This window comes from Streptococcus marmotae (assembly GCF_001623565.1).
GTDB classification, from domain to species: domain Bacteria; phylum Bacillota; class Bacilli; order Lactobacillales; family Streptococcaceae; genus Streptococcus; species Streptococcus marmotae.
Window position 1 is genome coordinate 993,828 of the sequence record NZ_CP015196.1, and the last position, 14,554, is coordinate 1,008,381.

A 14,554-nucleotide genomic window follows, 5' to 3' on the forward strand; every position below is an offset into this window, starting at 1 on the left:
TCTTTATATCGTTTGACTATCCTATTTGGTCACTGTTCCAACAGTTACTTTTCCGTTGATCGTTTTGATGATGAGTTTATTTTGGGCGTTTTGTGGACCAGATTTTGCTGTTTCACCGTCTTTGTTTTTTTCTATTTTGAGGTCTTTATACTTTGTTCCGACTTCGATCCCCATTTGGTCGAGGTGTTCTGTTTGAAATTCTTTTTCTCGAAGCTTTGCTTCCTCATCTTGTTCGTCTGTTTCAGAGTTGTTATAGTGACCGGGATAGTAGTAAGTGTCGTGTAGCTTTTCCCAGTCATAGGTAACTGTCACATCGAGTTGGGTGTCTTTTTGACTCTTGTCAGATAGTTCGACATTGACTTCAGAGTGGTCGAGGTCTGTTGTTTCTAGGTTCGTTGTACCGAGAATGCTTGTATTTTGCAGATGAACTGTACGGGCTTGGCGTAGGGTGACATTTTCCAGAGTGCTATCTGTATAAAATTGTGTTGCAGTGGCTGCATCAATCGTCATGCCTTTCAAATGCGAATTGCGAAAGGAGATTGCTGCGCCACTAAACGCGTTAAGTTGCCCATTTTCCAGTTTGACATTCTCAGCCTCGATAAAGCCACCCCAGTTAAGGTTTTTGATGTGGACCTTATGGAGCAATAAAGAATCCATATAGTTCCAGCCGCTTAATTTTTCAAGTGTTTTTCCTTTGGGAACAAGGATAGTCAATTCTCTGAGTTCGTGATTGCGTCTCATATTGATAGCCAATTCTTGTCCTAAAAATTGCATGATACCTTGGATATGGAATTTGGGATCTTTTCCCTGGATAGTGAGGGTATGATTGTCCTGTTGCAAAGAGAGGGACCGGTAACGGAAATTATCAAAATTGGCATAGCGGACATGGAATTGATTATCTGGGGATTCGTCTATCTGAACTGTCCGCGTTTGGGCATCAATCGTGATTTCGTTGATGTCTTTGTAGGTTTCTTCTGTTAAGCTAGGAGTAGCAATGGCTTGGATATCTTCAATACCTCCCATAAAGTAGCCAACACCGCAAAGAATTAAGCCTGAAATTAAAGCAATAAAGCCGGTTAATAGGGTGATCGTAACTTTCTTTTTCATGCTGTTTTACCTCGCTTTAAAATCCAGTGAAAGAGGAATCTGACTAGGCGACCTGACCAGTAGGCAAAGAGTCCTGTGATAATGTAGAGAATAGCTGCGCCACCGATAAGGCCAATTCCTGTACCAAAGCCCATGAGAAAAGCTGGGAGGGATTGACCAAGGAGACTAAAGGCTTCCCAGATAAAGTAGCCACCTGTCACGATGAGCCCAAGTCCTAACAGAAAGGCTGAGAGGATGAGTCCTGCAACTCCTGCGATTATCAGAAAGAGTATACCGATTAAAAGGAGCAGCAAAGGAATAGCAACAGGAAGTGACAAGAGTGCAACTACCGCGAGCCAAATGGTTTTGGTTTTGCTTTTTCGTTCTGCGGTCATTTCTTCTTCGATATGACGGTCAAGGATGTTGTTGATAATGTCGCTCGCGGCTTCTTTTGGAGAGCCTAATTCTTCAATCAAGGCTGCTTCACCTTCTGGACCTGCATCGTCAAAGTACTCCTTAAAATAGTTGACGGCTGCCTGATATTCTTTGTGGGGCAATTTTTTCAGGTGTTTTTCTAACTGCTCCATGTATTCAGTTCTTGTCATGACGAATGCTCCCTTCTATAATGCCATTGATTGTAGCTGTGTATATATCCCAATCTTCCTTGAGTTTGACTAGTTGCTCGTGTCCTAATTGGGTTAAACCGTAGTATTTGCGCGTGCGTCCCTGGTATTCTTGGGAATAGGTAGCCAAATAATCATTCTGTTCCATTTTTTTTAAAATGGGATAAAGGGCAGATTCCTTGATATTGGCAATGAGCTTAATTGTCTGACTGATTTCATAACCATAAGAATCCTTGGATTCTAGAATCGCTAGGATGAGAAACTCTGTCAGCACAGCGGGGACAGGAAAGTACATTTCAAGACCTCCTTTGCTTTGGTCTATTTTAAGCATGAATTGTTATTTGATATATATCGAATTTTATTATATATCAAATATACACCTATAAATTAAAAATGTCAATAGATTTTATATGAAAAACAGTAAAAAGAAACTGAAGAAACGGAATGGTCTCTTCAGTTGGGATTAGCTATTTCTTAAAAAATGCCTGAATATCTTCTTCTGTAAGGCCAATCATGGGATCGATGGTCAGGAGATTTTCTTCGGTGAGAAGATAGGCTTCAGGTTTATCTTCTTCTTCGGTGGATATTGGTGCAGTTTCGTGAGGTAATTCTGCATGCCCAGTATCAAAGCGTTCTTTGAGGTAGGTTTTCCGAGTTGTTCCCGCATTTTTAACAGCATAGTCAAAGGCGCTGTAATCTCCCAAGAGAATGAGTTTGCTTTTTGAACGAGTGATGGCGGTGTAGAGGAGGTTTCGTTGGAGCATGCGGTAGCTAGTTCGTGTGATGGGTAAAATAACTACCTGAAACTCGCTCCCCTGTGATTTGTGGATAGACATGGCGTAGGCCAACGTGATTTTGTACCATTCATTTCGTGGATAGACTACCTCGCTACCGTCAAAGTTAATGGTCAGTTCATCTTGCTTGGAATCCGTATACTTGGCAGGCAGGAGATCGGTAATGTACCCCAAGTCTCCATTAAAGACATTGGCTTCGGTATCGTTGACCAAGTGAATGACCCGATCACCCTGACGAAAGTGGACATCGTTTTGGAGAAATTCAATTTGGCCTTCCTTCAAGGGATTGAGGAGAGCTTGAGTGGTGATATTGAGCTGGTCAATGCCTGCCTGACCTCGGTACATAGGGGCTAGGATTTGTACTTCTTGGGCCTTGATTCCTGACTGGACGGCTGCGCTGACAATGCGATCAATCAAGGCAGGAATTTGCTCGTTTTGGGCTTCAAAATAGGAACGATCAGCTTTTTTCTCTCGGAAATCAACAGGAAGTTGTCCTTGGCGGATATGGTTGGCCAAGGTGACAATCGTTGAATCGTCTGACTGGCGAAATATTTTTTCGAGAGTAATGCTCGGAATAGCAGGAATTTTCAGCAAATCAGCCAAGACTTGACCGGGGCTGACAGAGGGTAATTGCTCAGCATCCCCCACAATTAAGACCTGAGTATTGGAAGAAATATGCTGAAAGAGCTGATTGGCGAGCCAGGTATCCACCATGGAAAATTCATCAATAATGATAAATTCAGCGTCTAGATACTCGTCGCGGTAGCTTTCTTCTTGCCCTTCTGTCAAGCCAAGATGCCGGTGAATGGTCGCACTCGGTAGGCCTGTTAACTCATTCATGCGCCTAGCTGCTCGACCGGTTGGTGCAGCTAGTAAAATTGGACAATCCCCTGTTATCTTGGTCAGATTGATACCATGTAGCATGGCGTAAATGGAAATAATGCCATTGATGACCGTTGTTTTTCCAGTCCCTGGTCCTCCTGTTAGGATAAAGAGGGGATTGTTGAGAGCTTGGTGAATGGCCTGTTTCTGAATGGTATCGTATTGAAAGCTAGACTGCTCCTCGACTTCTGCAATGGCTTGGTCAATCTTTTCTGCAGAAAAGGTCTGGACTTCTTGTTTTTCGAGTAAACGATTGAGTTGCTTGTGGATACCTTGTTCTGCAAAGAAGAGGGAATTATCGAAGATTTTGGTGTCAATCTGTTGGACCTTACCGTCTTGAATGAGTCCTGTCAATTCTTGAGCAACCAGAGCTGGGTCAAGTTCAATCTGGCGTGCTGTTTCAAGCACCTCTAGGGTGTGTTCCAGTAAATCGCGTGCTTCCACATAGGTGTCACCCGTCTCCATGGACTGATGAAGCAAACTAAAGAGCATAGCAGCTCGGAAGCGCTGGGGAGAATCGTTTGCAATTCCTAAGTTTTCGGCAATTCTATCGGCAATCGTGAAACCGAGTCCCTGAATATCTTCAACCAGTTGATAAGGATTTTCAGTAATAGCATCTAGTGTTTTTTCCTTGTAGTGGTCCTGGATTTGAAAGGCTAGTTTGTTAGGAATACCGTATTCAGCTAGTTTTGCGAGGGTCACTTCCGTTCCATAGTTGAAGTGTAATTTTTCCAGAAAGGCCTGACGGTGTTTGGCAGAAAGTCCCGTAATTTGCGTTAATTTCTCGGGCTCAGCAAGAATATGATCAATGGTATTTTCACCGTAGAGTTCGACAATTTTTTCAGCTGTTTTCCGACCGATCCCCTTGAATTGTTCGCTTGAAAAATATTTGATTAGCCCTGCAGCAGTTGGTTTGCTTCGTTCATAGCGGGTGATTTGGAGCTGCTGACCATACTTGGGGTGGGTGACGAGGTGACCATAAAACTGATAATCTTCCCCTTCAATGACATCAGCGATTGTACCTGTAACGATGATGTCATAATCTTCGTAGTCACTATCGGTGTCGTCGATTTCAAGCAGGAGAATCTTATAAAAATTGGAGGGATTTTCAAAAATAATCCGATCGATGGTTCCTGTAAAATAGAATTCGCTCATAGTATTTCCTTATGGTATCTGGGTAATGAAAATCCCAAGCTCAGACGTCAGATAAGAAAGAATGCAACGTTTAGCTTGGGAGTTCTAATTAGAATGATTTGATGCGTTTGATAGGCCAGATGCGGAAAACAATTTTCCCTTTAATATTCGTCCGCTTAAATGTGCCGACACTACGACTGTCTAAGGACACGAGACGGTCATCACCTAGCAGATAATACTGTCCGTCTGGTACCTGTGTCGTAAATGTTGGATTGAAGTGTTCATCTTGGGTGAAGGCTTGAGCGGCTTGCGCCCGCTCTTGGAATGATTTATTGTAGGAGTAAGTTGATTGCAATTTATCTTGGGCAAAGGCAGCCTTGTACTCATCAAGATACGGCTCAGGGACTTGTTCGCCATTGATATAGAGCGTGTCATTTTCATAGTGAATCGTATCACCTGGCAGGCCAATAATCCGCTTGACAATGAGCTTTTCCTTACCGCTATCGTCTGTTTCGCTGGCTACGACGATGTCAAATCGGTTGACATCTCCGACTTTGAGCAACACTAATTGTTCATTATCATAGAGTGTCGGATCCATTGAATGCCCCTCCACGCTAACAAGATTCCAGAGAAAGATCTTGGAAAGGATAATGAATATAGTAACAAGGGAGAACAGTCCCCATTCTTTCAAAAAACGTTTCATAGTTGATACCTCATTTACGATGTGATAAAAGCGCCTGTGCCTTTTGAGTATTGGCAAAGTGCAATTTGGCGGTTTGCTCAAGTCCAGCCATGCCAAATTGAGACAGAATATCTCGAGCAACGTGGTCTGATTGTTTTCCTGCACCCGATGGTAGCTTGCGCCCAACTGTTTGACCTAACTGAGCTAGATTTTCCAAAAACATGGCGCGTGCGATAATCGATGATACAGCGACAGCTAGGTATTTTCCTTCGGCTTTTTCTTCTAAGGTGACAGGATTTAGGAAATGATTGCTTTCCTGCGCCAGGTAGCGGTTGTAGTTTTTCTTGCTAGTAAAAGCATCGATAACAATTTCTTGTGGCTGCACCCCTTTTTGTAGGAGCAAGAAGATAGCCTGATTATGTAGCGCAACCTTGACAGAAACTGCATTGTAGCCCTTCTCGATGACTTCATTGTATTTCTTTGGAGTCAATAGCAGAGCTTGGTGCGTGATCTTTTCCTTTAATACCGGTGCGATTTGGCAGATTTTCTGGTCTGTTAGCCGTTTGGAATCATCCACACCGAGCGACTTGAGAAAAGCATGGTCACTTGTTGTCACAAAGCTTGCGACAACAGCCAGTCCTCCGAAATAAGAGCCGTTTCCTACCTCATCTGTCCCAATCATTGGAACCTGTTGGGATTGTGTTTGCGGACGAGGTGGCTCTTTTTCTTGATAGCCCCAGTTCTGCGCCAAAGAGCCAGCCTTTTCCCCTTGAAACATCAGTTTACCTGATTGGTATAGGGTGATACTGACACCATCTACCTTGAAAAAGGCTTCGACATAAGGATTATTATTGGGCAGTTGGTAGTTGGCATACTGCGCTTGTAGCTGTTGCTTTTGGTAGTTATCTATTGTTATCACAAGATTGTTCATCATCTTATTGTACCATAAAAGGGCAAAACTGTGGAAGGAAAGATTAGGAAAGTTAAAAAACAAGAGAGCTAGGCAGAACCTCCGTTCCTACTTGGAGGTAGCAGTTCATCACGGCTTTTCATAAATTGCTATTCGTTAAAAAATAAGAAACTGAGCATAGGTGTCTCAGTTTCTCAAGGAGATTTTATGAAAAAGAAAATTTTTAGGATAGATAAAGTATAACTTGAGAACCTTATATTTTTCTTAACTAGGTAGTTTAATAGGGAGGTTTTGTGTCTTAAAAGATTGTTGAGACAGAAGAGAAAGTATTTCCTAGCGCTGACAAACCTTGTTTTACTAATTGAGGTAGTGGCAGTATGATTTGATTGGATAATATCATTTATTTACGGTATAATATGAGTCGAGGTAATTTTATGGCAAACTTAAATCGATACAAATTTACATTTGGAGAAAAACAGTTAACGCTCACGACAGAGCATGATAATCTCTTTATGGAAGAGATTGAACGCATTGCACAGGAAAAATACCAGGCAATCAAGGAAAAAATGCCGACAGCAGATTCTGAAACTCTGGCCTTGTTGCTGGCTATCAATGCCTTGTCTGTTCAACTAAAGCGAGAGTTGGAGCATGAAAAGGTAGAAGCAGAATTGGCTAGTGTAAAAGAAAAAGTGCTCAAGAAAAATGTAACTCTCTTAGACTTAGATGAGCTTGAGGATCCATCATGATAACATTGCTCTTGTTTGTTATTTTAGCTTGGAGTTTTTATATTGGCTATAGTCGTGGGCTAGTGTTGCAGAGTTATTATACTTTTGCCAGTATCCTTTCCCTTATTATTGCGGCGAGTCAGTACAAAAAATTAGTTAGTCTGTTGTATTTATGGGTACCGTTTGCAACGGCAGGTCAGGGCGCTAGTACCTATTATTTTGACAGCAAGTATTTATTTAGTCTCGATAAGATTTTTTATGCTGGTTTAGCCTTTTTCCTTATCTATGCTGTAGTCTATCTTTTTATGCGGATACTGGGACTGTTGGTGCACTTGCTTCGTTTTGTCGATCCTGATACGACGGTGACCAATGTAATCAGCGGTGTTTTAGCGATGGTTGTGACCGTTATTTCGTTGCAGCTGCTGTTGACCATTGCTGGCACTATTCCCCTAGCAGTGGTACAAGATGCATTGCATAAAAGTTGGTTGGCCAATGCAATTATTCAGCACACACCGATTATGACTGGCTTGTTAAGAAAATTATGGCTTGCTGGTCTAGGTTAATCAGGCAATGTTATTAAGAAAAGGGGTTGAGCACGTGTTGCCCAGTCCCTCTGTTTTTACTTGAAAGAAACCCATCCTTAAAGTTACCAGTACAAACAAGCGACGAAGGTGTCGCATGAAAGAGGATGGAGCTTGGAGAAAGAAAATGAACCAGAAAATTATGGAAACCTTGGAGTTTCACAAGGTCAAGGCCTTGTTGGAACCCTTTATTGTAACAGAACAGGGAATGTTTGAACTACGAGACCTTGCGCCTATGACAGATGCGGTGAAAATTCAGCAAGCCTTTGATGAGATGGCAGATATGGCTCAACTCTTTGTTGAGTATCCGCATTTTAGCATGGGAGCAACAGTTGATATTGCACCGGCCATGAAGCGGTTGGACTTGGAGGCAGATCTCAATATTCCTGAAATCTTAGCCGTTAAAAAGGTGTTAGAAGTCTCAAAAGAATTAGCAGATTTTTACCAGCAATTGGAAAATGTCCAGTTGAGTCAATTGCCGTCCTTGTTTGAAAAAATTGAGCTATTTCCCCATATCCAAGGCAGTTTACAAGCTATTAACAATGCGGGGTTTGTAGAGGATTTTGCTAGTGAGAAATTAGCCAAGATTCGCAGGAATATTCGGGAATCAGAAGATCAAATTAGACAGATTTTACAGGATATGCTGAAAACCAAGAGCGATATGCTGACAGATACCGTTCTAGCTAGTCGGAATGGTCGCAATGTTTTGCCAGTTAAAAATACCTACCGCAATCGTATTTCAGGTGTGGTGCATGATATTTCTGCTTCTGGATCGACCGTTTATATTGAACCTCGTGCGGTCGTTTCCTTGAATGAGGAAATGACCCATGCCAAGGCAGAAGAACGCCATGAAATCAGTCGTATTTTGCAAGAATTATCTGCTATCCTTCGGCCAAATAGCCGCGTCATTCGCAACAATGCTTGGATTATTGGACACCTTGATCTAATCCGTGCCAAGCATGTATTTGCTAGGACATATCAGGCGAGCATTCCTAATCTATCCTTGTCAAAAGATATTGCCCTATTAAATGTTCGGCATCCACTTCTCGCTCATCCTGTTTCCAATGACCTGTATTTCAAAGAAGATTTGACAGCGATTGTCATTACTGGTCCCAACACAGGTGGTAAGACGATTATGTTGAAAACGCTAGGTCTAACTCATCTCATGGCCCAGTCTGGTTTGCCAATCTTAGCAGATAAGGGCAGTCGAGTTGGTTTGTTCCATGAAATGTTTGCGGATATTGGTGATGAGCAATCGATTGAGCAGAGTTTATCAACCTTCTCCAGTCATATGACCCATACGGTTGATATTTTAGCACGGGCTGACCAAGATTCTCTTATCTTATTTGACGAATTGGGAGCAGGAACGGACCCACAGGAGGGAGCGTCGCTTGCCATGGCCATTTTAGAAGATTTGCGCTTACGAGGCATTAAAACAATGGCAACAACCCATTATCCTGAGTTAAAAGCCTACGGGATTGAGACAATTGGTGTGGAAAATGCCAGCATGGAATTTGATAGCCAGAGCCTGCGGCCAACTTACAAATTTATGCAGGGTGTTCCAGGACGTTCCAATGCCTTTGAGATTGCAAAGCGTCTCGGCTTATCAACAGCTATTATCAGGGATGCGGAAAACATGACCAGCACCGATAGTGATGTGAATCACATTATTGAAAAGCTAGAAGCGCAAACAGTAGAAAGTCGTAAGCGTTTAGATACCATTCGTGAAGTCGAGCAGGAAAATCTCAAGATGAACCGAGCCTTGAAGAAACTCTATCACGAATTTTCACGAGAAAAAGAAACAGAGTTAAATAAGGCACGTTTAGAGGCACAAGAGATTGTGACCATGGCGCTAGCAGAAAGTGATGAGATTCTGAAAAATCTTCACAGCCAGGCTAGCTTGAAGCCACACCAAATCATTGAAGCCAAAAGCAAGCTGAAAAAATTAGCACCAGAAGTGGTTGACCTTTCTAAAAACAAGGTCTTGAAAAAAGCGAAAAAAGAAAAGGCTGCGCGCGTGGGAGATGATATTTTAGTGACCAGCTATGGACAGCGAGGCACTTTGACCAAGCAGTTAAAAGACGGACGTTGGGAAGCCCAAGTTGGTTTGATTAAGATGACCCTAAAAGCAGATGAATTTACCCTTGTTAAGGCTGAAAAAGAAGAAAAGCTAAAACAAAAACAGGTCCATGTGGTCAAACGAACGGCTGGTAAAGGGCCAAAGGCCCGTCTTGATTTACGTGGCAAACGCTATGAAGAAGCCATGCAGGAATTGGATGAATTTATTGATCAGGCCTTGCTGAACAATCTGTCTCAGGTTGATATTATCCACGGTATCGGGACAGGTGTCATCCGTGAGGGAGTGACCAAGTATCTTCGCCGCAACAAGCAGGTTAAAGAATTTGGCTATGCCCCGCAGAATGCTGGAGGCAGCGGTGCTACCATTGTGACCTTTAAATAGGACAGAGACTGAGACAGAAGTGTCTAGCCTCAACTCCTTTATAGGTTTAACAGTTTGACTTATATCAATAGTCAGGGGAGTGACTATTGATACCTGAGCCTAGAAATAAGAAAGCGAAATTGACAAAATCGATTTCTGTGAAATACCGATTTTGTCTTACTCCCCAAATTTCTACTCTTGAGAATGAGGCTGGACGCAAGTCCAGCTTTTCTTATGAGAGTTGTCAAAACATTTTGAGTGGCATCTGGTTTTCAGGAAATTTGTTTTAAAACGCCAAAGATAGTTTATACTTAATGAAAATTAAAGTTAGCTTTTTTGCGACCTACTTAGACGGTTCGGACGTATTTTGGTCTGTCTCCCCCTCAACATCTTTTTTCAATGAATTTTAGTTCATTTCATCCCTGGTGAGGGGGTAGAAAACTTGTTGATTTAAGTTGACTTTTTAAAGTGCAAAGTGCTATAATTAAATATAATTGCAAACGATATAATAGGAGGGATATACTATGAATAATCAATTTCATAAGTATGCAATTCGCACACTTGCGGTTGGAGTGGCATCGGTTACAATAGGTTTAACAGGTGTTTCTCATGTATCAGCTGATACAGAGCCAGCTAATTCGGTAACAATGGAGGATACAGTCGAGACGAGGATTCCGATTCCGTATACGACTGAATATATAACGGATTTTAATTTATTAAGCGGTGAAGAGATCATAGAACAAGCTGGGGTTGATGGTTATAAGGATGCGGCGACAGGTGAGATTCTTCAAGAACCTGTGACAAAAATTATTCGACAGGGAATGGCTCAAAAGATTGGGTTAGAAGTTACACCTGTTCATGTTGTAGGGTATGGAGAAAATAATGATGCACTTTTAGATCCTGAGAAGGCGGCAGATCCATTTGCATACGATGAACTTTATGATGAACAGAGATATTTTCATGGACTTTCGGGTGATCTTAGACCTATAGAGTTGAAAGATATGAATGGGAAACCTGTTGTTGCCACCTTGGATAAAGAAGTTCCCTTCCCTCAGTATGAGACTCGAACCGTGACCTTGCCTAAATTTGCAGTAGATGCAGATGGAAAAGAGTATATATTAGCAACGTTTGATGCTTCAGAATACGGTACTGGAACAGATGAGTCATATTTTATTCCTTCATCTTACTACCCGACGTGGAGTTTTGAGAATATAGAAAAATATGCACGGAATATAAATGAGGGGATTGAAAATAAATTACCAAGTGATATAACGTATAATTTTTATAGCGGTGGAAAAGTGGAATTTGATGCGTCGGCGTCTGATACTGTTGCTATCAAACTTAACCTCTTGGGTGAAAATTATTATCGTGATGGTCAAATATTTAGAATTTTACCAATTTATTCTAGACTTTTCGATATACCATTTGGTACGGTATACGCAGAAGATAGAAATTTAGATGCTGGTGAATCGCGTGTAGTTGATGGTCGTTTAGGAAAGACTGCAATTACTCATGGTGTAACCGGAGATGCTACATTTTATGGTGTCGGTTATACCGTCTTTAAACCAGTGGATAGTGTTATTTACAGAGGTGTAAGACCGAAAGTTGTAGAGGAGGAACTTCCTTTTGATACGGTTCGTCGTCCAAATCCGAACTTAGCTGAAGGCATTGAGCGTGTGGTGACTGAAGGCGTAGCTGGCCACAAGAAAACAACCACTACTTACGTGTTGAACGTGGAAACTGGTGAAGTAACCCCAAACGAACCAGTTGTTGAAGTGACAGAAAAAGTAGATAAGATTGTTGAGTATGGTACAGGTCGTAGAGAAGTACCAGGTAATTTCCCAACAGTCAAATTACCAGTCTCTCCAATCTCAGATGACGTTATTCAGCAGGTTTTACATCCGAAAGTTGAAGAGGAGGAACTTCCTTTTGACACGATTCGTCGTCCCAATCCGAACTTAGCTGAAGGTACTGAGCGTGTGGTGACTGAAGGCGTAGCTGGCCACAAGAAAACGACAACCACCTACACATTCAATATTGAAACAGGCGAAGCGATAGCAAACGAACCGGTTGTTGAGGTGACAGAAAAAGTAGATAAGATTGTTGAGTATGGTACAGGTCGTAGAGAAGTGCCAGGTAATTTCCCGACAGTCAAATTACCAGTCTCTCCAATCTCAGATGACGTTATTCAGCAGGTTTTACATCCGAAAGTTGAAGAGGAGGAACTTCCTTTTGACACGATTCGTCGTCCCAATCCGAACTTAGCTGAAGGTACTGAGCGTGTGGTGACTGAAGGCGTAGCTGGCCACAAGAAAACGACAACCACTTATACATTCAATATTGAAACAGGCGAAGCGATAGCAAACGAACCAGTTGTTGAGGTGACAGAAAAAGTAGATAAGATTGTTGAGTATGGTACAGGTCGTAGAGAAGTGCCAGGTAATTTCCCAACAGTCAAATTACCAGTCTCTCCAATCTCAGATGACGTTATTCAGCAGGATTTACATCCGAAAGTTGAAGAGGAGGAACTTCCTTTTGACACGATTCGTCGTCCCAATCCGAACTTAGCTGAAGGTACTGAGCGTGTGGTGACTGAAGGCGTAGCTGGCCACAAGAAAACGACAACCACTTATACATTCAATATTGAAACAGGCGAAGCGATAGCAAACGAACCAGTTGTTGAGGTGACAGAAAAAGTAGATAAGATTGTTGAGTATGGTACAGGTCGTAGAGAAGTACCAGGTAATTTCCCAACAGTCAAATTACCAGTCTCTCCAATCTCAGATGACGTTATTCAGCAGGATTTACATCCGAAAGTTGAAGAGGAGGAACTTCCTTTTGACACGATTCGTCGTCCCAATCCGAACCTAGCTGAAGGCATTGAGCGTGTGGTGACTGAAGGCGTAGCTGGCCACAAGAAAACGACAACCACCTACACATTCAATATTGAAACAGGTGAAGCGATAGCAAACGAACCAGTTGTTGAGGTGACAGAAAAAGTAGATAAGATTGTTGAGTATGGTACAGGTCGTAGAGAAGTACCAGGTAATTTCCCGACAGTCAAATTACCAGTAGCCACTATCCCAAGTAAGCCTGAACCCCACCGACCTCAGCAGGGAGGGGCGATTCAGATTTCCGAAAGGCCGGTAACTAGTAAAAACAAGGAGATGGAATCAGCTCCGATGAAACAGACAAGCACTATCAAGCAAACGTCTCCAGCAGTAACGACTAAAGAAGAAAAGGTCTCTCTGCCAAAAACAGGTACCAAGCATTCTAGTCTAGCGTTATACGGTTTAAGTCTATTGGGCATGACTAGTTTAGTATCCTTCGGTGGTAAGCGTCGCAAAAAATAATACTCGTTAAAAATTAACTTCTTCCGTTGTTAACGCATCTTGCTGAACAATCTGTCGCAGGTTGATACTATCCACGGTATCGGGACAGGTGTCATCCGTGAGGGAGTGACCAAGTATCTTCGCCGTAACAAGCAGGTCAAGGAATTTGGCTATGCCCCGCAGAATGCTGGGGGCAGCGGTGCAACCATTGTGACCTTTAAATAATATATCCCTTGACAAACTTGATTTTTTTTGGGGGGGGGGGTAAAATAGTGGTATCTTTTAAAGCAAGGAGTAGGAAATATGCTTATCAGGAAATACAAGTCGAGTGATGAAAAAGGTTGGGTCTATACTAAGGCACTTAGCTATCTCTTTTCTCCCTTTTTTGATGATAGAGAGACAACCAAGCCTACCTTGAATAGGGATATCTATGATGACCGCATTGAGTGGGTAGCAGAAAAAGATGGTCAGATTGTTGGTTTGCTAGATATAGACATTTACAATCAAGAATGTAGCCAGTCCTATCTGTATGCACCCGCAGACAAAGTGGCCTATTTTACCAATCTAGCAGTTCATCCAGACTATCAAGGACAGGGAATCGCTCAAGCTCTCTACGCTCAAGCCTTGAGCGAATTGCGGGAGTATCGGGTGGAAAAGCTAGCGATTTTCACACGTGAGGGAGATGTGGCTAATCATCTCTATCAAAAATGGGGTGGCAAGTTGGTATGTAGCGATTACTTAGTCGTCGGTCAGCCAAAGGATACGCCTACTTTCCGTTTCGGTGTTGATGTAGAAAAGGCTAGCCTATCTTTGACAGACATGGCTGGACAGCCACTGCCTTACTACCTCAGAGAGGGGATTTATATAGTTGCTAATCAGGCGGATTTGGACTTGTTTGACATTGAGGAATGCTACCAAGAATTCACCTATGTCATAGATATTTGCCTTGCGTAGCAAATATTTTGAAAAAGCTTTCTTTTGGTGTAGAATAACAGTACCAATAAAAAAAGGAGAACAATAATGGTTCAAGCAGTTACTGATGCAAACTTTGTCGAAGAAACCAAAGAAGGTCTTGTTTTGATTGATTTTTGGGCAACTTGGTGTGGTCCATGCCGCATGCAAGCACCTATTTTGGAGCAATTAGCAGAAGAAATTCATGAAGATGAATTGAAAATTTTGAAAATGGATGTGGATGAAAATCCAAATACAGCTCGTGAATTTGGCATTATGTCCATTCCAACTCTTCTCTTTAAAAAAGATGGAGAAGTTGTCAAGCAAGTTGCTGGTGTCCACAGCAAAGACCAAATCAAAGCAATTATTGCTGAGTTTGCATAATAAAAATAGACCGAGAACAGCTCATGTTCT

At 42.2% G+C, this 14,554-nt stretch carries 12 protein-coding genes and 1 pseudogene; 7 read left to right on the plus strand and 6 right to left on the minus strand.

The genetic code is table 11. The annotated features are described in order from the left end of the window. Positions 1-21 precede the first annotated feature (21 nt). From A4H00_RS05200 to rnhC, 6 genes are all read right to left on the minus strand, one after another. Complete coding sequence (locus A4H00_RS05200) at positions 22-1,107, minus strand: DUF4097 family beta strand repeat-containing protein (protein WP_067087912.1); 1,086 nt, start codon at positions 1,105-1,107, stop codon at positions 22-24. Beyond that, complete coding sequence (locus A4H00_RS05205; protein WP_067087914.1) at positions 1,104-1,691, minus strand: DUF1700 domain-containing protein; 588 nt, start codon at positions 1,689-1,691, stop codon at positions 1,104-1,106. Before A4H00_RS05205 ends, A4H00_RS05200 begins: the two co-directional genes overlap by 4 nt. Beyond that, positions 1,678-2,004 carry a PadR family transcriptional regulator gene (locus A4H00_RS05210; protein WP_067087916.1) on the minus strand — a complete coding sequence of 109 codons (327 nt, stop codon included), beginning with the start codon at positions 2,002-2,004 and terminating at the stop codon, positions 1,678-1,680. The genes A4H00_RS05205 and A4H00_RS05210 overlap by 14 nt, the downstream gene beginning before the upstream one ends. Before the next feature lie 172 nt (positions 2,005-2,176). After that, the gene (gene recD2 / locus A4H00_RS05215) at positions 2,177-4,540 is read right to left on the minus strand and encodes an SF1B family DNA helicase RecD2 (RefSeq protein ID WP_067087918.1); all 2,364 of its coding nucleotides are present in this window, start codon (positions 4,538-4,540) and stop codon (positions 2,177-2,179) included. 88 nt (positions 4,541-4,628) lie between these two features. Further along, on the minus strand, positions 4,629-5,222 hold the full coding sequence (gene lepB, locus A4H00_RS05220; protein WP_067087920.1) for a signal peptidase I: 594 nt from the start codon (positions 5,220-5,222) through the stop codon (positions 4,629-4,631). A 10-nt stretch (positions 5,223-5,232) separates the two neighbouring features. Beyond that, positions 5,233-6,132, minus strand: a complete 900-nt coding sequence (gene rnhC / locus A4H00_RS05225; protein WP_067087923.1) for a ribonuclease HIII — start codon at positions 6,130-6,132, stop codon at positions 5,233-5,235. Positions 6,133-6,545: 413 nt separating this feature from the next. On the opposite strand from rnhC, the gene A4H00_RS05230 reads away from it, so the two are divergent. From A4H00_RS05230 to trxA, 7 genes and pseudogenes are all read left to right on the plus strand, one after another. Beyond that, a complete protein-coding gene (locus A4H00_RS05230) occupies positions 6,546-6,857 on the plus strand; it encodes a cell division protein ZapA (RefSeq protein ID WP_067087925.1) in 312 nt (103 codons plus the stop codon). Beyond that, positions 6,854-7,399: a CvpA family protein gene (locus A4H00_RS05235; protein WP_067087926.1), complete on the plus strand. Its 546-nt coding sequence runs from the start codon at positions 6,854-6,856 to the stop codon at positions 7,397-7,399. Before A4H00_RS05230 ends, A4H00_RS05235 begins: the two co-directional genes overlap by 4 nt. 145 nt (positions 7,400-7,544) lie before the next feature. Continuing rightward, the gene (locus A4H00_RS05240) at positions 7,545-9,878 is read left to right on the plus strand and encodes an endonuclease MutS2 (RefSeq protein ID WP_067087928.1); all 2,334 of its coding nucleotides are present in this window, start codon (positions 7,545-7,547) and stop codon (positions 9,876-9,878) included. A 503-nt stretch (positions 9,879-10,381) separates the two neighbouring features. After that, the gene (locus A4H00_RS05245) at positions 10,382-13,210 is read left to right on the plus strand and encodes a G5 domain-containing protein (RefSeq protein ID WP_067087931.1); all 2,829 of its coding nucleotides are present in this window, start codon (positions 10,382-10,384) and stop codon (positions 13,208-13,210) included. 39 nt (positions 13,211-13,249) lie between these two features. Beyond that, positions 13,250-13,414: pseudogene (locus A4H00_RS12440) on the plus strand (Smr/MutS family protein); the annotation flags it as partial. Positions 13,415-13,492: 78 nt separating this feature from the next. Further along, the gene (locus A4H00_RS05250) at positions 13,493-14,143 is read left to right on the plus strand and encodes a GNAT family N-acetyltransferase (protein ID WP_067087933.1); all 651 of its coding nucleotides are present in this window, start codon (positions 13,493-13,495) and stop codon (positions 14,141-14,143) included. A gap of 66 nt (positions 14,144-14,209) precedes the next feature. Next, the gene (gene trxA / locus A4H00_RS05255; protein ID WP_067087935.1) at positions 14,210-14,524 is read left to right on the plus strand and encodes a thioredoxin; all 315 of its coding nucleotides are present in this window, start codon (positions 14,210-14,212) and stop codon (positions 14,522-14,524) included. The last annotated feature ends 30 nt before the right edge of the window (positions 14,525-14,554 follow it).